Origin of the sequence: Providencia alcalifaciens (assembly GCF_020271745.1) — a bacterium.
Lineage (GTDB): Bacteria > Pseudomonadota > Gammaproteobacteria > Enterobacterales > Enterobacteriaceae > Providencia > Providencia alcalifaciens_B.
Window position 1 is genome coordinate 3,219,277 of record NZ_CP084296.1, and the last position, 16,340, is coordinate 3,235,616.

Genomic DNA, 16,340 nt, shown 5'->3' on the forward strand with positions numbered 1-16,340 from the left:
ATATTCTCGCCAAGTTAGCATAACTGAAACTTATTAGTGGAATGGTGAGATGAACAAAAATGAACTTATGGAGTATATCCAGAGTAATTATGGTGCTGTCGCTGAGTACCCATGGGCTAAGTTTCCTAGTTACATCATTTATAGGCATAAAAATAACGCAAAGTGGTTTGCTGCCATTCTGACGATTTCATCAAACAGATTATACGAAAGCGAGAGTGATGAGATGGTAAATATTATAAACCTCAAATCTCCTCCTGAATTAGTGGGTTCGTTGAGGTTAAAGGAAGGGGTATATCCAGCATATCACATGAATAAAGAGCACTGGATTACTATAAAGTTGGACAGTGGATTTCCTGAAGATGAGCTTAAAGCGTTGATTGATGAGAGTTACAAATTGACGGCAAAGTAATTAATCTGGCCCATCCTTGGGCTTCTATTTTAACGTCATTCTATTGGCATCGGTGGGCTATTTTTGAAAATAACCACTTTAATTTTAATTAGTTATAGTTGAAGTCATTAGGGTGATTATCGAGGCTACCCGTAAGAGCTGCAAATAAAACCGTTTTCCCATCGATTGATAAGTCATCGGTGATATTAAACCAGAGTAAATCCTCAGTATTGTTCTTTTCATCATTTGAAGAGAATACACCGGCCATAACATTTTTTTCTTTAGAGTACATAATCGCAATTCGCTCTGCTGGGCAATTGTGAGGTTTGCACGCTGTTGCTACTTGGTATTCATTACCATTTAAAGTTACAGTTTTTGATGGGGATTCAGTACCACCAGTTAAGATCCATGATGGGAGGTCGTTATTTTTTACAACGTGAAGGAATGCTGTTTTAGTATTTGCATCACTAGCTAACTTACTGATAGTTAACTCATTGCTAGCATGAGCATTGGCTGCGATGAAAAGGGTTGCGATGAGTGTCAATTTTCTAAGCATGTTAATAATCCTTTGCGTGTTTAAAGGTTATCTGGTTAGTGACGAATATTGGAAAATGAAATTTTAGAGCAATATGGCATGAATTTAAATAAAAGTTACATAGAAGCCAATCTAACCATCTATGGGGGGCAGGGGCACATAATAGCAGAGCAGATGGATAAGGATTTTTGATACAGGTTAGTGAAAAAGGTTCTATCTCGCGTTTATGCTCTTCTCGATTTGAAGGTAAGCTTAGCCAGTGATTGAGTAACACTAAATCGATAGATGAGTTTTATTGAAACTGGTTATATATATTCATTGCAATATAACTTGGAGTGTATATGAACAGAGCGTCATTATCTAAAAGTTCTCCTGATGCGTATAACAAATTGATTGAGATTAGCAATCATATTGATCAGCAAGCAGTATTACTAGGATTGGAAGAAGGGTTTATTCATCTACTTAAATTGAGAATATCTCAGATTAATGGGTGTGCTTTTTGTGTGCGGCTTCATACTCAAGACGCTCAAAAAAATAATGTGAGCATTGATAAAATCGCCTTGGTCGCAGTGTGGGAAGAGGCTGACTATTTTTCAGAAAAAGAAAAGGCAGCGTTCTTGTTGGCTGAGTCAGTCAATATGGTTCATGCTGGGCATATACCTAATGATGTTTATGAAAAAGCGGCTGAATACTGGAACGATGAACAATTGGCATTAATTGAATGGGTATCTATCATCATTGGTTCTTTTAATCGCATTGCTATCGCGAGTCGTTACAAAGTGAAGCCGTAATTATAGCCGCCTTATTCCCTAGTCGAATTGCAGGTTAATATTAGTGATACTTGTCCTATATTTACAATAAGTAAAGTGACTTCATTTTCAATCTACGTGACACTGGATCGTGCGTATTAATCAGCTAATGGAGTAATTTCTTATGTTCCCAGAGTATCGTGATTTAATCTCGCAACTTCGTCAGTCAGATCCTGATTTTAGAGCTTTATTTAATAGGCATAATCAACTCGATCATGAAATAGCTAGACTGGAGCATCCAGACAGAAGAGGGTATGGCGCTGATGTTATAGAGTTAAAAAAAGAAAAACTTCGCCTCAAAGAAGAAATACATCAAATACTTAAAAATCCACCAGAACTGAGTTAATTCGGTAGATTACGACAATGTATAGCCTCGCCAAGTGTGGGGCTTTTTATTGATTTCATTAGAAGCAATTTGCACTTAATCCTATAGGCGGATTTACTTAGCTAAGATAGTGTGTCTAAAAAGGAGAATATATGCCTGTATTTAACCCAATAGAAATGATTGCAGAAGCGATGATGGGCACTATCAGTATGATTGCAACGCCTGTGGAATATCTACTTTATAGTGGAAAAATAGCGGAAATATTTATGATGAGTGCATTTTATATTCAACCCTAATGGGCGTTCACAGATGCATCAATAAACGATAATTAGCATAAAGTGAAAGCTAGGGACTTTATGCTAAGAGGATAGTATAAATATTATTGTTCTGGGTTTAAATAAGCGTCGAGCAGTGTTCGAAGTTCAATATTTAATACTAAGCTTAGTGCAATAAGATGCGCAACATATATAGACGAGGAACCTTCTTCATATCGGGAGTATGTGCGCTCTGAAACTGAAATGGCTTGGGCTATCTCGGTGACAGTCATTTGACGAGCGAGACGCTGTTTTTTGATGAATTGACCTAAAGAGAGGTTGTTAAGTTTTATTTCGTTCATCGGTACAGCCCTAAAATTAGTGGTGAACAATAAATAACATAGATATGTTAAACGTTAATAGGGAAGTATCTGTATTTTGGTGATGATAGGATAATTTTATAATAATTATCCTAATGTAGGATAGCTCTCAATTATTGGTTTTTTAGTGCGTATTTAATCGCACTTTGCGCATGAATTGCGGTGGTATCAAAGACGGGAACGGACGTATCATCTTCATTTACCAGCAACGTAATTTCAGTACATCCAAGAATAATACCTTCGGCACCTTGTTCAACAAGTGATGTCATAATGCGTTGATACTCAGTTCGTGAAGACTCAGAGATAACCCCTAAACACAGCTCATTATAGATAATATCGTGAACGATCTTTCTGTCTGCCTCATTTGGTGTGACTACTCTTAAGTTAAATTTATCAATCAGACGATCTTTATAAAAAGCTTGCTCCATGGTAAATGCAGTACCTAACAACCCAATAGTTTTAATGCCTGATTGTATTATTTGTTCACCTGTTGCATCTGCAATGTGAAGGAGAGGAAGGTTGGATTTTTCTTCGATTTGGGGGGCAACTTTGTGCATCGTATTTGTACACAAAACTAAAAAATCAGCGCCAGCAGCTTGTAAGCTCATTCCTGCTTTCGCTAAATGGTTAGCAGCAAGATCCCATTGACCATGAGATTGAAAATGTTCAACTTCAGCAAAATCAACGCTGTATAAAATAATCTTAGCGGAATGTAACCCGCCAAGTTTCTGCTTAATACCTTCATTTATTTGCTGATAATAGAGTTGGGTGGATTCCCAGCTCATTCCCCCGATAAGTCCAATCGTCTTCATTGATAAGTACCTTATATGTATTTTTTTCTTACTATACTGATCATATTTATAGGGAGTCAATCTGTTAATATCAGTTTTTATCGATAATATAAATAAAGTTGATCTTATTTTTAACTGATATCTATCTTATTAGTTTTAATATTGAAGTTATATTTCTCTAATTAATAGAATATTAGAATTTTATTTTTTGTTTTTTTTGATGAATTAATTGGTAACGTGCTGAGACTGTTCAGGAATTCTTCATTAAATAATATTTAATTGCTGCTATACTACTAAAGTTACTTATTTTATTTTCTAGATAATGTGGAAATAAAATAAACCTAGTGACCTACACTGGCTATTTTTTGATGTTCAGTTTATGAATTTAAATTTTTTAGTTAAGGAGTTTATGATGGTAAGTAATAACCAAGCTCGTCGTTTATTAGGGATGCCGTTCAAATTAAGTCGTTCTAAGCGTAATATTCAAGTTTCTGTGATTGCAAAGGAAAATGCTAGGTCTTTACCTGAAAAACTGCAAGATAAGCCATTTGTTGCGGTACAGAAAAATAAAGCCACAGAAAAGAAAACCTATCATTCTGTCAGCGTGTTTTATCCAGAATATATCTAAGTTAATTTCTGGATAAAATGTGACCCTCTAGATTGACTAGAGGGTTTATGTGTCATAATAAAACGCTCTCTTCATATAGTCATATCTTTTTTTGAATTATCTGGTGGTATTTTATCATTAGAATGGTTCATGATCATTCAACGATTTTTGTGATCGCTACTAAATTTCTATCTATTAAAGAAAATAAAATAGTGTGATAGTCATATTCTCTCGATAAAATCGAGAACGAGAATAATGATAAATACACCTAAAATGGATATTTGTAGATGAAATTATGTCAATGGATGCTATTTTTTTGTTTTCTATTTATAAATGGTTGTTCAACACAATTTAAAACTGACGATGATTCAAATAAGCTGAAATTTAGTATTCAGCACGCTAACACAATTCCGATTAAGGATTCAGTTGAAACATTGACGGTGGCAGATATGCTGCCGGGAGATATTCTTTTGTCTTCAGCTACGGGGATGAACTCGTGGGGGATCCGCTTATTTAGCGTGAGCGGAGTGAGTCACGCTTCTATTTATTTAGGGTTTGGCCAGGTCGCTGAATCGGTTGGGAGTGGGGTCAGAATTATTCCTCTCGACCAAGCAATCACGGATTCGAATAATATGGTTGTATTACGGCATAATTTATTAACGTCATTTCATGCAGAAAAATTGCGTGAGTTTTCTACTGCTAATGACGGAGGTAAATACAACATGAAAGGGATCATCATGATTGCGCCGTGGATGCTGACAAAACGCGTCTGCGAATTACCACTGATTGGAGAAACTATCCGTAATTTTTGTCTTAAAACACTGGCTACAGTGCAATTAGGGGATGATATTGAACAAGCCAACGGTTTCTTTTGTTCACAGTTTGTCCTAGATGCATATAAATATGCCGGTGTGCCGTTATTTGAGGGGAACTCATCATGGATTACGCCTGCTGATATTTTGCATATGCGTTCAGGGGATGTGCCTACCTTTATGCCGACAGAGCGTTTAACCTATGTTGGACATTTAAAAAGTTGGAGCTTTGGGGGGGCGATCCTCAATAAGTGATGGGATATTGCAGGCGAAGTTTTGATGAAATATTGTTTGCCATGAAATAAAAAAAGGCCAACTCAAATGAGTTGGCCAGCTAAATTGGAAGCAATGTGAGCAATGTCGTTGTGAAAAGACCAAGTAATTTACTCAACTATTCACGAAGTAAAAGATAACTATTCTCATTTAAGAAATCAACCCCTTTTTTCATATAACTATTAAAATTTTTTTTCCATCGAAAATCAAAAAAATGCTTAAAAAACAAATTGGTTAATAGCTTTATTGCTTTTTTTTACTGAAATCTCATTTTATTCCGGCGAAAAATATTTAACATTTTTTGCTTTTTCTCCGAGTGATGAAGTGAATTTAAGTGCTGATAAAGAAATAATGTTGTGAATTTGTAGCTGGAGATCTCATTTATCTTTTGAGATAAGAGACATTTACGTACAGTTGATTATAATTTTATTGTTAATGTTTATTCGATAATTTATCAGGAGGGCTTATGTACAAAACGATTTTGGTCCCTATCGATCTCACTGAAGAAGAGTTGACCAGCAAAGCGGTTCGTCATGCGGTAAATTTAGCGAAACAATCGGGCGCAAAAATTCATTTGATCCACGTATTGCCTATCTCTTCGGCAATTATCAATGCGTATGCGTTGGGTTATATGGAAATTAAAGACCGAGCGACAGTGAAAGCAGAAGAAGATATGAAAATGCTGATGGATTCGATTGATCTTCCTCATGATGATGTCAGTTACACTATCACGTTTGGTTCACCTCGTGATGAAGTGATTAATACCGCAAAAGATATTAATGCTGATATTATTGTGATTGGCTCTCGCCGTCCAAATATTACGACTCACTTGTTAGGTTCTACTGCGGCAGGAATTGTTCGTTACGCGGAAACATCTGTACTGGTTGTTCGTTAATTTATTCTTTTTTAAAACCTATGCAATGAAGTTCCCATAATGTTGCATAGGTTTTTTTATGTCGTTTACAAGATCATTGTTGAATTGGCATATCGGTACGGACTGAGTAGGATTTTTATGGAGAAATTTACTAAAGAATTAATGCGCATGGAACATTTTGCTTTGCGAGTTCTGCGTTTTTATTTTTTAGCGTTATTAGTGTTTTTTATTGGCTTATTGCCTGGGATTATTGGTTTTTATTTTATTGAAGGGCATTCGATAATGGAGTCTATGCTAAACGCATTATCAATGCTGAGTGGCCAAGCGATTGAGCCTGCACCGATCACCCAAACAGGTCGCTTCTTTATCGCTATTTATGGTTTATTTTTACAAAGTGTATTCATTATTAGTATTGGCTTAATCGTCACGCCGTTTATTCATCGCATATTACATAAGTGGCATTTAGAAGAGGATTAGGTTGAATAAGTTGCCAAATGTTGTGGTTATTTTACTGAATTGATTTTCAGATTAGTAAACCAGTTCACGACATTTTCATTTTATTCAGACTATACTTTTCTTGGCAAAAAATAACCATTAAACCGCTATCTCATCTATTCAAAAAACGAATAAATTGAATGAGAGATACATCCTTGAGAGGGGCTTATATGAATAAAACTATTTTGGTTCCCGTTGATATTTCTGAAGATGCATTGACCGATAAAGCGTTAAAGCAAGCCATTCATTTAGCAAAAATGGATAACGCTAACATCCATCTATTTCACTCAGTACCAGATGTTTCAAGATTTTCGATGAGTTATAGTTATCATTATGATTTGCTTGCATCATTTACGAAAAAGGCCATTGAGCGTTCAGAAGAACAGCTTGTTGAGCTGGTTAATCACATTGTGAAAGATATGGATTTCCCAGCAGATAGGATCTCTTATAAAGTGGAGTTTGGTTCTCCAAGAGAAAAAGTATTAGAGGAAGCTGAGAAAGTTCATGCCGACCTTATTGTGGTTGGCTCGCGCAACCCAAGTATTTCAACTCATTTATTAGGTTCGAATGCTTCAGGGATCGTCTCTTATGCAAAAATATCCGTTTTAGTCGTAAGATAGTTTCATTGTTTAATATACCGACGGGATTTATAAAAAAGACCTGAGTCATCAGGTCTTTTTTGGGAGGATTAGGATTTATTTACTGTTTCTTTAGCTTGTTCAATAGCTGTTAATGCTTGGCCACATGCTTGCTCTTGTGTATCTTCAGGATAACTTGCGAGGGTTTTTCTCGCCTCTTCTAATTGTGATTTCATTAATGCGATTTGTTCGCTCGCATTAGGCTCATTCTTATATTGTTCTTCCGCTTGTTGAACTAGCGCATTCATTTCTTTGAAATATTTGTCACAAACTTGTCCTGCATTTGCATTTAATGCAGTCAGCGAAACAAATAGACCCAATGCAATTGGCAGAATATTTTTCATCATATTTTCACTTTCAAAAGTCATATTTCGACCAGCATAGCATCCCATTTTTTAAAAAGACATCGGCCAATGATGAATATTTCAGTGAGTTTTAATATTTATCAAATAAATAATACCAATATTACAGGGAGTAGCTATAGCATAAATTGCAAACTATAAATGAGAATCATTCTTGACTGCGTGCAATAATAAAGTGTACATTTCAGTACACTTTATTGAGTTAACAATCCAACGTAAGGAATGATAATGAATAACAGTATTATGATTAATACTCAGAACTGGCCTGTCTGTGTGATGAATACCTTTCCAACAACAATGATGGAAACTCAGTCATGGTTATCGGAACTTGAGCAATTATTAGCAAAAAAGACACCATTCGTTTTAATCTATCCACCAATGGAATCGAAAGGGAAACCAACTGCAGAAGACATGGAGTGTATGAAATTTGTGCGTCGTTGGTTGAAAGATGGAAGAGAGGCGATGGCCGAATATTGTCGAGCTATGGTGATCATATTGCAGCCAGATGGGAGGGATAAAGATGAAATGGGGCGTACTGCACCTGTTATTTCATCGCTATATGGACCTGAGGTTTTTTTAGTGGAAAGTTCTCAAGCTGCACAACAGCGAGCCACTGAAATTTTAAATAGATTATGATTTACTGGCACTAATTTTGCGAATATAGCTAGCGATGATATCCGCGGAGAGCCCGATCTGTTGATGGATAAATTCATCACTAGGTTTAAAGTTTTTGACACAGAAGGTTTTGATAAAAACATCTGCTTTTAGCATCTCTAGATAACGGGATGAAATACTTAACAGTGTAGCCTCATCGACTTTTACAGTCGGAATTTGTGCAAGCTTTTCAGCAAGGCGCTGATAGCTTTGTACAGGGCCTTGTTCGAAAAAGAGCTGGCTAATATCAGGGAAGCGGTTGTATTCTCCCAGTATTAGACGATATAGCCCGATGGATTGTGGTTTAATCACATTGACTAAAAAACGCGAACCATAAAACGATAATACCGCTTCAATGTTGTCTAAAGGTGGCTCTTTATGGTCTGGTTCGGTAAAAATATCGTCTATCATATGTGCCACGACTGCGGCAAATAAACCTTCTTTATCCCCAAAGTTTTTATATAACGTCGAACGGGAGCCTCCCGCGCGTTCGATAATCATATCTAATGTCGTGCCTTCAAAACCGTATTGCAGAAAAATATCCGCCGCAGCCGTAATAAGCGCTTGATGGCGACGCTGTCCTTTTGGTGTTTTGGCTGAACTTGTTTGGTTCATGAAATCGATTTCCTAACAAAATGGCGGCACGAGGCTAAATTATCTGAAAGAGGTCATAATTCAGTTTGTTATTTTCCTCTATGATGTATATGAATATTATCATGTTTAAATGAATATCTGAATTTTTGTCAAATCCTTGGGGGAGAGAATGAAGGATTGCATCGCTGATCAAAAAACGCAGGGAGAAGAAAAGGTTGTTGATGCACAGAGAGAAATGACAAAGCTGTGTATTGAATGCGGTTTGCTGTTATTACAGCATGGGGCTGAAAGTATGCTGGTTGAGCAGTTAACAACACGTTTAGGCATTGCTTTGGGCGCTAGTCAGGTAGATAGTGCGATTTCATCTAACTCAATCGTATTAACTACAATCATCGATGGGCGCTGTTTAACATCGACTCGGCGGATTATTGACCGTGGCATTAATATGCATGTAGTGACTGAAGTTCAGCATGCCGTGATCCTCGTTGAACACCATTTACTTGACCGTAAACAACTACAAAAAAAATTATCAGGTATCAAACCATTACGTTATCCCCGCTGGCTAATGGTGGTGATGGTGGCGCTTTCTTGTGCTTGCTTCAGTTCCCTTAACGGAGGTGGTTGGGAAAGTGCGTTGATAACCTTTATGGCGAGTGGCTGTGCGATGTATATCCGGCAAGTGTTAACATCTCGCCAGATTAACCCATTGATTAACTTCTGTATTACTGCATTTGTCGCAACATCAGTTTCGGGCTTATTACTCAAAGTACCCTATTTAAATGTGGCTGAAACCATTGCAATGGCGGCAAGCGTGCTGCTATTAGTTCCCGGATTTCCATTAATTAATGCGGTGGCAGATATGTTCAAAGGCCATGTGAATACAGGGATTGCTCGTTGGATGATGGCGAGTTTATTAACGCTGGCAACCTGTATCGGTGTGGTGCTGGCGATGACCATTTGGAATTTGAGGGAGTGGGCCTAATGTTTTTCATTGAGCTAATTGAGAAAATGGTCTTAGCGGCTGTCCCTGCTGTCGGTTTTGCAATGGTGTTTAATGTGCCAGTGAGGGCGCTGAAATATTGTGGGTTATTAGGTGCGATTGGTTATGGTTCACGAATGATTTTAATGTCACTGGGTTTGCAAATTGAATGGGCGAGTTTTCTTGCCGCGATTTTAATTGGCATGATTGGGATCCAGTGGTCACGTTGGTGGCTGGCGCATCCAAAAGTTTTTACCGTTGCAGCGGTTATTCCTATGTTTCCGGGGATCAGCGCCTATATCGCAATGATTTCTGTGGTGAAAATTTCCCAATATGGCTATACCCCAGAGTTAATGGAAACGCTGGTTACTAACTTTTTAAGGGCATCTTTTATTGTGGGGGCGCTTTCTATCGGCATTTCGTTACCGGGATTGTGGCTATATCGCAAAAAGCCAAGTGTTTGATGCTAAATAATATTTTATTGCTAGAACCCATTAAGTAATAAACCACGGAATAGCCAAAGCGTTAATTGATAGTGATTAACGCTTTTTGTTAACAAAGCTTGTTATCTATTTTTTATATATTATTGCACAAATTCCGATATTGCTTTTGATGTAATAAAATTGAGTATCAATTGATATCAAAAAGACTTATATTTCATCCAACTAGCGAGTATACATAGCACATTCAGCAAGTTTTGCATGAATAACTTACGTGTTGTATTTAATAAATTGCTTTTTTTCCTATCAATGGTGTTATTTTGAAACAGATTTTTTATTTTTCGCGCATGATCATTGCGTTAATATGTTTTTCCTCGTTATTTATCTCTTCCGTTTATGCTGCACCTAGCAATTTCACTGAAGCGAAAACGTCCAGCAAAAGCCTCGTTTATGGTGATCAAAATCATCAAGGACAAGGAACGCTATATTGTGGCTGTGAGTGGGAGTGGGCAAGTAAAAGTGGTGGGCAAGTTGATCTAGCCTCCTGCGGCTACCAAGTTCGTAAGCAACAGAGCCGTGCAGAGCGAATTGAGTGGGAACATATTGTTCCTGCTTGGGTATTTGGTCATCAAAGACAGTGCTGGCAGAATGGCGGTCGTAAAAATTGCGTCTCAACTGACCCTGTGTTTTCTCGAATGGAGGCAGATATGCATAACCTCGCGCCTTCAATTGGGGAAGTGAACGGTGACCGCAGTAATTGGAGCTATGGGCAGTTACCTGCTAATGCGCCTTATTCTTACGGTGCATGTCGTAGCCGCATTGATTTCAAACAGAAAATCTTTGAGCCACGTGATGAGGTGAAAGGGCAGGTTGCTCGGGTCTATTTCTATATGCATGACCGCTATAATTTATCCATGTCACGCCAACAGCAGCAGTTATTTATGGCGTGGGATAAACAGTATCCAGTGGATGAATGGGAACAAAAACGTGACCAGCGCATTGCTAAATTGATGGGGCACCATAACCCATTTGTGACGGGTGAAAGGACATGGAGTTTAGGGCACAAAAATAGCGGAGATGGCTTAAATATGAGTGATAAGCCTAGTGAAATAGTCCCTCAGCCAATACCTCAGTCTACCCCAAATAAGGAAGGCGAGACGCAGGTAAAAGGTAACCGTAATTCAAAGAAATACCATTTATCTCACTGTTCAGGATTTAAAACCTTGTCGGATAAAAATGCTGAATTATTTACCAATGAAGCGGACGCTCTAGCAAAAGGTTATCAGCTTGCAGGTAACTGTAAACCGCGTTAATCAAATTTAAGCTGTAATAATGGAATAAAGCAGGTGGATTATTGCAGCTTTTATATGATATTTCTCACATTTTATCTGATGGATAAGTGGATTTACAGATTTTCTGTTAATTTAATGTTGCAATTCGAAAAAAACACGCGCTATATTTAATATAAGGAAACGTTGTAGGTTGATGATATTCGGGTCAATATAATATTTATAGTGCGAGCAAATTATTTTTTGTGTTGTCATAATATTGTCATACAGATTCTTTAGTTTACGAGTATCACCTGTATAGGAGAAACTAATGAGAACTAAGTGTTTGTTAATCAATGTGCGAGACCGGTTACCACTCCATCATGAAACTGACATGATGAGATTGCTAACCGGTTTTTTTATACCCAAATTATCAACCTAAGTTACACAAGAGCTTGAAGGGAGCTCCTCTCTGTTTTGAATAGTTCGTCATCTGATATTGACATCATCGATACCTGGAAGGGTTAATACTATGAGTAGACAGAAAGCTGCAACAAAAGCACGTCGTGAAATGAAACGTACATCACGCAAAGACCGTTCAGGGAGGTATGATATGAACAACGTTACCTCCTTCGCTGAATTTACTGGCATTGAGCCGATAGGTATGGCGAAAGAACGTCGCGATGAAACTCCGATAACACCACGTAATGAAGCCCAGAAGCTCTATATTAATTCCATCAAGCATAAGCAGTTGATTTTCGCTAACGGTGAGGCAGGGTGCGGTAAAACCTATATCAGTACTGCGTTAGCCGCAGATGCCTTGATTAACAAGGAAATCAGTAAAATCATTGTTACCAGACCGGTATTGCAAGCGGAGGAAGATCTTGGGTTTTTGCCGGGAGATATGTCTGAAAAGTTTGCGCCTTATTTCCGACCCGTTTATGACGTATTAATGAAGCGATTAGGCGCTTCGTTCCTACAATATTGTTTACGCCCTGAGATTGCTAAAGTCGAAATAGCACCGTTTGCTTATATGCGTGGTCGCACATTCGAAAATGCCATTGTGATCCTCGATGAAGCACAAAACGTCACTGTTACTCAAATGAAGATGTTTTTAACCCGCTTGGGTGAAAATGTGACGGTAATTGTGAACGGTGACGTAACCCAATGTGATTTACCAAGTGGGGTTCAGTCAGGTTTAGGTGATGCGTTACAGCGCTTTAGCAGCGATGAAATGGTCTCAATGGTCAACTTCACGATTGATGACTGTGTGAGATCTCAGCTGTGTCACAAAGCACTGCTGGCTTACAATGACTAATAACGAGTTTAACCCACTACACAGGTTAATTAATGCATGAAACTGCCCCAGCTTAGGGGCAGTTTTTTTAGTTAGTCGTCGGGGTTATCCATGACGGCGTGACGTTCATGATGATAACCTTCCTCATCATAGCCATATCGCCAGTAAGGAATTGCGTAGATATCATCGCGACCAAAACCTTTTTCACGTCGAATAAAGCGGCGTAATTCACGGATAATTTGGTCTTCACCTGCAATCCAAAAGCCCACATCGGACTCTGGAATATCCCACGATTTGAATGTATTAATCAGATTGGTGGTTTGGTGAATATCGCCACAAAGCCAATCAATTTCAATGCCAGCTGGCTTGGCTAAATCGCGAATATCCTCTTGATGGTCAAGGCGTAAAACAACACGTCCCGTTGCGGTAGCTGGCATTTTTTCCAGTAACGCCGCTATTGCGGGTAACGAACTTGAATCACCCGCCATAAAGTAATGGGCGCGGATAGGTAATAGTGGATCAGGCCCTCCAGGGCTTGTGATCCCCAGCCAATAACCCGGTTTTGCATCACGAGCAAACAGATAAGCAGGGCCTGTCACCCCTTCGTGCATGGCAAACTCAATATCGATTTCGTTGAGTTCAGGGCGAATAGCGCGAACGGTGTAAGTTCGTACAAAAGGGCGAGGCTTATCTTCTGGCCAGCTACGACCTTTTTCCGTGAGAAAAGGAAGCGCAGGTTGGCTTTGATGGTCAGGAGCAATAAAAATTTTGAGATGGCCACCCTCACACTTCGCTGGGTAACTGGCTAACTTTTCACCCGTAAATGTGATGCTGCGAATAGAGGGGCTAATATCGACAATGGATTTAACTTGAATAAGCTGTGGGGGTGCTGGGCGGGAGATATTTTTTTCAACAGTCTGTTCACTAGCCACTAACCGTCTCCTTTCTTAATGATAATATTATTATATGTTAATTATTATCATTATCATATCATGAATGTTTATAGAAAAACCATTCAAAAGATGCAGGATTATTGAGTCTTTAATCATAAACATGCCGCAACATTTTAATGCTGCGGCAAAGGGCTTACTTCACTTTCATGCCGGCGGCGGTCATCAACAATCTAAATAAGGAAGAAAAGGCGAATAGTGCCAATACACTTCCTAGCCAAATTGCCGCCATCCAACCGAGTTTTTTCCACCAGGGTGAGCGGATAGTTGTATCAGTGATAGCCTTGGTCTGGGGTAATTTTTCCTCTGAAGACATAGTAACTCCAATAGGTATAAACCAAAATAACAGGGATGATGAACAGGGCGCCAACCAGCATAAAGCCTAGGCTTTCTGAAGGGCCTGCTGCATCGCGGAATGTAATTGCTGGCGGAATTAAACTTGGCCAAACGCTGATGCCTAATCCTGTAAATCCTAAAAAAATCAGCAGTAGTGCGGCGAGAAATGGCACGCTATCGTGACGTTGATGTTTGGCACTTTTTAAAATGGTCCACACACAGCCAAGCACGAGTAAAGGAACCGGTAAGAAGAAAAATAGGTTCGGTAAGCTAAACCAACGTGCATAAACGGCATCATTTAGTATTGGTGTCCATAAACTGATAGCGCCAATCACTGCTAACATAATCAGTGTTAATGGGGTTAACACGCGATACATGGTTTTGCGTAGGTGTCCTTCCGTTTTCATGATCAACCAGCCACATGCCAGTAAGGCGTAAGCGATGACTAAACCGAATCCACAAAATAGAGGGAAAGGAGCGAACCAGTCAAAATAGCCGCCCATATACACGCGGTTTTCAACGTGGAAGCCTTGAATAAACGCGCCGATCACAATCCCTTGGGAAAATGTGGTAAGAATCGAGCCCCAAATAAAGGCGTGATCCCAGCGGCGGCGATGAGATTCATCGGCTCGGAAGCGAAACTCGAAGGCAACCCCGCGAAAAATCAATGCCAGTAACATAAAGGTAAGTGGGATAGATAGCGCATCTAAAACAATGGCATAGGCTAATGGGAATGCCCCAAATAGCGCCGCACCACCAAGCACTAACCACGTTTCGTTACCATCCCAAACAGGTGCCACGCTGTTCATCATTAAATCTCGGTCTTGGCTCTCTTTTAAGGCTGGGTACAAAATACCAATGCCTAGGTCAAAACCGTCCATCACGATATACATCAACATACTGAAGACGATGATGACAAACCAAATTAGTGGTAAATCAATGCCCATGAGCTGCCTCCTCGGAGATACCTTTACGAATTAATTTCATCATGTACATGTAGCCGATGCCAAATACGCCGCCGTATACCACAAAGAAGGCCAGCAAGCTCACACTCATGTGCATTTCACCATGGGCGCTCACGGCATCTGCGGTACGTTGTAACCCGTAGACAACCCAAGGCTGGCGACCGATTTCGGTGGTAAACCAACCGGCTAAAATGGCGATTAAACCTGATGGCGCCATGACGAACATAAAACGCAGGAACAGTTTGGATTCATACAGCTTTTTACGCGAACGCAGCCATAACCCCCAAACACCAGCGGCAATCATTAACATGCCTAAGCCCACCATCACGCGGAATGACCAGAACACCATAAACACATTGGGTCTATCTTCCGGTGGAAACTCTTTAAGGGCTGGAACCTGTTTGGTGGTGCTGTGCGTCAAAATCAGGCTCGCCATGTAGGGAATTTCAATGGCATATTCGGTTTTTTCTTTTTCCATATTTGGAATACCGAAGAGGATCAACGGTGTGGCTTCGCCGGGTTTGTTTTCCCAATGACCTTCCATTGCCGCAACTTTAACTGGTTGATGTTTTAGAGTATTTAATCCGTGAGCATCACCTATTAAAGCTTGGATTGGAGCCAAAATCAGGATCAACCACAAGGACATGGAGAACATTTTCTTCATGGCGGAGGATTTATTGCCTTTGAGTAAATGCCATGCGCCGGATGCACCAATAAAAAACGCCGCTGCCAAGAATGCCGCAGTGGTCATGTGGAGTAAGCGGTATGGGAATGAGGGGTTAAAGATCACCGCTAACCAATCGACAGGGACAATTCGCCCATCGATAATTTCAAAACCTTGAGGTGTTTGCATAAAACTATTGGATGCAAGGATCCAGAAGGTTGAAATGATGGTACCAAGTGCAACCATGCACGTCGCAAAGTAGTGAAGCTTTTCCCCCACACGGTTCATACCAAATAGCATGACACCGAGGAAGCCTGCTTCTAAGAAGAAGGCGGTGAGCACTTCATAAGTTAAGAGTGGGCCGGTGATGCCACCTGCAAAATCCGAGAAGAAACTCCAGTTAGTCCCAAATTGGTATGCCATTACCAATCCAGAAACGACACCCATACCGAAATTGACAGCAAACACTTTTGACCAAAACTGGAACAGTTTTATATAGTCAGTATCGCGGGTTTTGAGCCATAAACCTTCGAGAACAGCCAAAAAACTGGCAAGCCCGATGGTGATGGCAGGGAAGATAATATGGAACGATACCGTAAACGCGAATTGAATACGGGCAAGTTCCAGCGCAGTTAGTCCAAACATATTGA

At 39.5% G+C, this 16,340-nt stretch carries 23 protein-coding genes; 14 read left to right on the plus strand and 9 right to left on the minus strand.

What is annotated here, in order from left to right:
• Positions 1 to 49: 49 nt before the first annotated feature.
• Positions 50 to 409, plus strand: a complete 360-nt coding sequence (locus LDO51_RS14820) for an MmcQ/YjbR family DNA-binding protein (protein ID WP_225575166.1) — start codon at positions 50 to 52, stop codon at positions 407 to 409.
• An 88-nt stretch (positions 410 to 497) separates the two neighbouring features.
• Here the strand turns inward: LDO51_RS14820 and ivy are convergent, their stop codons facing one another.
• The gene (gene ivy / locus LDO51_RS14825) at positions 498 to 944 is read right to left on the minus strand and encodes an Ivy family C-type lysozyme inhibitor (RefSeq protein ID WP_225575167.1); all 447 of its coding nucleotides are present in this window, start codon (positions 942 to 944) and stop codon (positions 498 to 500) included.
• A 320-nt stretch (positions 945 to 1,264) separates the two neighbouring features.
• Here ivy and LDO51_RS14830 point away from each other — a divergent pair, with 320 nt between their 5' ends.
• From LDO51_RS14830 to LDO51_RS14840, 3 genes are all read left to right on the plus strand, one after another.
• Complete coding sequence (locus tag LDO51_RS14830) at positions 1,265 to 1,714, plus strand: carboxymuconolactone decarboxylase family protein (protein WP_225575168.1); 450 nt, start codon at positions 1,265 to 1,267, stop codon at positions 1,712 to 1,714.
• Between the two features lie 142 nt (positions 1,715 to 1,856).
• Entirely contained in the window at positions 1,857 to 2,078 is a 222-nt protein-coding gene (locus tag LDO51_RS14835) for a DUF465 domain-containing protein (RefSeq protein ID WP_225575169.1), read from the plus strand.
• 131 nt (positions 2,079 to 2,209) lie between these two features.
• Positions 2,210 to 2,353, plus strand: coding sequence for a hypothetical protein (locus LDO51_RS14840; RefSeq protein WP_225575170.1), 144 nt, complete (start codon positions 2,210 to 2,212; stop codon positions 2,351 to 2,353).
• An 83-nt stretch (positions 2,354 to 2,436) separates the two neighbouring features.
• On the opposite strand, the gene LDO51_RS14845 is transcribed toward LDO51_RS14840, so the two are convergent.
• Together LDO51_RS14845 and LDO51_RS14850 are read right to left on the minus strand one after the other, a co-directional pair.
• Positions 2,437 to 2,673, minus strand: a complete 237-nt coding sequence (locus tag LDO51_RS14845; RefSeq protein ID WP_225575171.1) for a helix-turn-helix domain-containing protein — start codon at positions 2,671 to 2,673, stop codon at positions 2,437 to 2,439.
• 131 nt (positions 2,674 to 2,804) lie between these two features.
• On the minus strand, positions 2,805 to 3,503 hold the full coding sequence (locus LDO51_RS14850) for an aspartate/glutamate racemase family protein (protein WP_225575172.1): 699 nt from the start codon (positions 3,501 to 3,503) through the stop codon (positions 2,805 to 2,807).
• Positions 3,504 to 3,891: 388 nt separating this feature from the next.
• Here LDO51_RS14850 and sra point away from each other — a divergent pair, with 388 nt between their 5' ends.
• The 5 genes from sra (at position 3,892) to LDO51_RS14875 (ending at position 7,163) form a co-directional block, all read left to right on the plus strand.
• Positions 3,892 to 4,110, plus strand: coding sequence for a stationary-phase-induced ribosome-associated protein (gene sra, locus LDO51_RS14855; RefSeq protein WP_225575173.1), 219 nt, complete (start codon positions 3,892 to 3,894; stop codon positions 4,108 to 4,110).
• A 266-nt stretch (positions 4,111 to 4,376) separates the two neighbouring features.
• Positions 4,377 to 5,156 (plus strand): YaeF family permuted papain-like enzyme, encoded by a 780-nt coding sequence (locus tag LDO51_RS14860; RefSeq protein WP_225575174.1) that lies wholly within the window; start codon positions 4,377 to 4,379, stop codon positions 5,154 to 5,156.
• 484 nt (positions 5,157 to 5,640) lie between these two features.
• Positions 5,641 to 6,069, plus strand: a complete 429-nt coding sequence (locus LDO51_RS14865) for a universal stress protein (protein ID WP_006660028.1) — start codon at positions 5,641 to 5,643, stop codon at positions 6,067 to 6,069.
• Between the two features lie 117 nt (positions 6,070 to 6,186).
• The gene (locus LDO51_RS14870; RefSeq protein ID WP_225575175.1) at positions 6,187 to 6,525 is read left to right on the plus strand and encodes a hypothetical protein; all 339 of its coding nucleotides are present in this window, start codon (positions 6,187 to 6,189) and stop codon (positions 6,523 to 6,525) included.
• Positions 6,526 to 6,713: 188 nt separating this feature from the next.
• Positions 6,714 to 7,163 (plus strand): universal stress protein, encoded by a 450-nt coding sequence (locus tag LDO51_RS14875; protein ID WP_225575176.1) that lies wholly within the window; start codon positions 6,714 to 6,716, stop codon positions 7,161 to 7,163.
• A gap of 68 nt (positions 7,164 to 7,231) precedes the next feature.
• Here the strand turns inward: LDO51_RS14875 and LDO51_RS14880 are convergent, their stop codons facing one another.
• A complete protein-coding gene (locus LDO51_RS14880) occupies positions 7,232 to 7,525 on the minus strand; it encodes a DUF5339 domain-containing protein (RefSeq protein ID WP_225577286.1) in 294 nt (97 codons plus the stop codon).
• 246 nt (positions 7,526 to 7,771) lie between these two features.
• On the opposite strand from LDO51_RS14880, the gene LDO51_RS19780 reads away from it, so the two are divergent.
• The gene (locus LDO51_RS19780; RefSeq protein WP_225575177.1) at positions 7,772 to 8,179 is read left to right on the plus strand and encodes a hypothetical protein; all 408 of its coding nucleotides are present in this window, start codon (positions 7,772 to 7,774) and stop codon (positions 8,177 to 8,179) included.
• Here the strand turns inward: LDO51_RS19780 and LDO51_RS14890 are convergent.
• Positions 8,174 to 8,812: a TetR/AcrR family transcriptional regulator gene (locus LDO51_RS14890; protein ID WP_225575178.1), complete on the minus strand. Its 639-nt coding sequence runs from the start codon at positions 8,810 to 8,812 to the stop codon at positions 8,174 to 8,176. The two genes, LDO51_RS19780 and LDO51_RS14890, sit on opposite strands and share 6 nt — an antisense overlap.
• Positions 8,813 to 8,960: 148 nt before the next feature.
• Between LDO51_RS14890 and LDO51_RS14895 the strand changes: the two genes are divergently transcribed.
• From LDO51_RS14895 to phoH, 4 genes are all read left to right on the plus strand, one after another.
• Entirely contained in the window at positions 8,961 to 9,773 is an 813-nt protein-coding gene (locus tag LDO51_RS14895; RefSeq protein ID WP_225575179.1) for a threonine/serine ThrE exporter family protein, read from the plus strand.
• Complete coding sequence (locus tag LDO51_RS14900; protein WP_423810937.1) at positions 9,773 to 10,234, plus strand: threonine/serine exporter; 462 nt, start codon at positions 9,773 to 9,775, stop codon at positions 10,232 to 10,234. Before LDO51_RS14895 ends, LDO51_RS14900 begins: the two co-directional genes overlap by 1 nt.
• Positions 10,235 to 10,557: 323 nt before the next feature.
• Complete coding sequence (locus LDO51_RS14905; protein ID WP_423810984.1) at positions 10,558 to 11,523, plus strand: endonuclease; 966 nt, start codon at positions 10,558 to 10,560, stop codon at positions 11,521 to 11,523.
• A gap of 487 nt (positions 11,524 to 12,010) precedes the next feature.
• Entirely contained in the window at positions 12,011 to 12,796 is a 786-nt protein-coding gene (gene phoH / locus LDO51_RS14910; protein WP_225575182.1) for a phosphate starvation-inducible protein PhoH, read from the plus strand.
• A 71-nt stretch (positions 12,797 to 12,867) separates the two neighbouring features.
• Here phoH and LDO51_RS14915 read toward each other — a convergent pair whose 3' ends face one another.
• The 4 genes from LDO51_RS14915 to LDO51_RS14930 all read right to left on the minus strand — a co-directional run bounded on the left by LDO51_RS14915 (position 12,868) and on the right by LDO51_RS14930 (position 16,335).
• The gene (locus LDO51_RS14915; protein WP_225575183.1) at positions 12,868 to 13,707 is read right to left on the minus strand and encodes a siderophore-interacting protein; all 840 of its coding nucleotides are present in this window, start codon (positions 13,705 to 13,707) and stop codon (positions 12,868 to 12,870) included.
• A 154-nt stretch (positions 13,708 to 13,861) separates the two neighbouring features.
• The gene (locus LDO51_RS14920; protein ID WP_225575184.1) at positions 13,862 to 14,041 is read right to left on the minus strand and encodes a DUF2474 domain-containing protein; all 180 of its coding nucleotides are present in this window, start codon (positions 14,039 to 14,041) and stop codon (positions 13,862 to 13,864) included.
• A complete protein-coding gene (cydB, locus tag LDO51_RS14925) occupies positions 13,998 to 15,008 on the minus strand; it encodes a cytochrome d ubiquinol oxidase subunit II (RefSeq protein WP_225575185.1) in 1,011 nt (336 codons plus the stop codon). The genes LDO51_RS14920 and cydB overlap by 44 nt, the downstream gene beginning before the upstream one ends.
• A complete protein-coding gene (locus LDO51_RS14930; protein ID WP_225575186.1) occupies positions 14,998 to 16,335 on the minus strand; it encodes a cytochrome ubiquinol oxidase subunit I in 1,338 nt (445 codons plus the stop codon). Before LDO51_RS14930 ends, cydB begins: the two co-directional genes overlap by 11 nt.
• Between the last annotated feature and the right edge of the window lie 5 nt (positions 16,336 to 16,340).

Coding starts and splice junctions, on each gene's coding strand:
- ivy (WP_225575167.1), bottom strand. CDS start 944: ATGCTTAGAAAATTGACACTCATCGCAACCCTTTTCATCGCAGCCAAT.
- sra (WP_225575173.1), top strand. CDS start 3,892: ATGATGGTAAGTAATAACCAAGCTCGTCGTTTATTAGGGATGCCGTTC.
- LDO51_RS14880 (WP_225577286.1), bottom strand. CDS start 7,525: ATGAAAAATATTCTGCCAATTGCATTGGGTCTATTTGTTTCGCTGACT.
- LDO51_RS14865 (WP_006660028.1), top strand. CDS start 5,641: ATGTACAAAACGATTTTGGTCCCTATCGATCTCACTGAAGAAGAGTTG.
- LDO51_RS14830 (WP_225575168.1), top strand. CDS start 1,265: ATGAACAGAGCGTCATTATCTAAAAGTTCTCCTGATGCGTATAACAAA.
- LDO51_RS14920 (WP_225575184.1), bottom strand. CDS start 14,041: ATGTCTTCAGAGGAAAAATTACCCCAGACCAAGGCTATCACTGATACA.
- LDO51_RS14895 (WP_225575179.1), top strand. CDS start 8,961: ATGAAGGATTGCATCGCTGATCAAAAAACGCAGGGAGAAGAAAAGGTT.
- LDO51_RS14845 (WP_225575171.1), bottom strand. CDS start 2,673: ATGAACGAAATAAAACTTAACAACCTCTCTTTAGGTCAATTCATCAAA.
- LDO51_RS14820 (WP_225575166.1), top strand. CDS start 50: ATGAACAAAAATGAACTTATGGAGTATATCCAGAGTAATTATGGTGCT.
- LDO51_RS14870 (WP_225575175.1), top strand. CDS start 6,187: ATGGAGAAATTTACTAAAGAATTAATGCGCATGGAACATTTTGCTTTG.
- LDO51_RS14875 (WP_225575176.1), top strand. CDS start 6,714: ATGAATAAAACTATTTTGGTTCCCGTTGATATTTCTGAAGATGCATTG.
- LDO51_RS14835 (WP_225575169.1), top strand. CDS start 1,857: ATGTTCCCAGAGTATCGTGATTTAATCTCGCAACTTCGTCAGTCAGAT.
- phoH (WP_225575182.1), top strand. CDS start 12,011: ATGAGTAGACAGAAAGCTGCAACAAAAGCACGTCGTGAAATGAAACGT.
- cydB (WP_225575185.1), bottom strand. CDS start 15,008: ATGGGCATTGATTTACCACTAATTTGGTTTGTCATCATCGTCTTCAGT.
- LDO51_RS14890 (WP_225575178.1), bottom strand. CDS start 8,812: ATGAACCAAACAAGTTCAGCCAAAACACCAAAAGGACAGCGTCGCCAT.
- LDO51_RS14840 (WP_225575170.1), top strand. CDS start 2,210: ATGCCTGTATTTAACCCAATAGAAATGATTGCAGAAGCGATGATGGGC.
- LDO51_RS14850 (WP_225575172.1), bottom strand. CDS start 3,503: ATGAAGACGATTGGACTTATCGGGGGAATGAGCTGGGAATCCACCCAA.
- LDO51_RS14930 (WP_225575186.1), bottom strand. CDS start 16,335: ATGTTTGGACTAACTGCGCTGGAACTTGCCCGTATTCAATTCGCGTTT.
- LDO51_RS14860 (WP_225575174.1), top strand. CDS start 4,377: ATGAAATTATGTCAATGGATGCTATTTTTTTGTTTTCTATTTATAAAT.
- LDO51_RS14905 (WP_423810984.1), top strand. CDS start 10,558: ATGATCATTGCGTTAATATGTTTTTCCTCGTTATTTATCTCTTCCGTT.
- LDO51_RS19780 (WP_225575177.1), top strand. CDS start 7,772: ATGAATAACAGTATTATGATTAATACTCAGAACTGGCCTGTCTGTGTG.
- LDO51_RS14900 (WP_423810937.1), top strand. CDS start 9,773: ATGTTTTTCATTGAGCTAATTGAGAAAATGGTCTTAGCGGCTGTCCCT.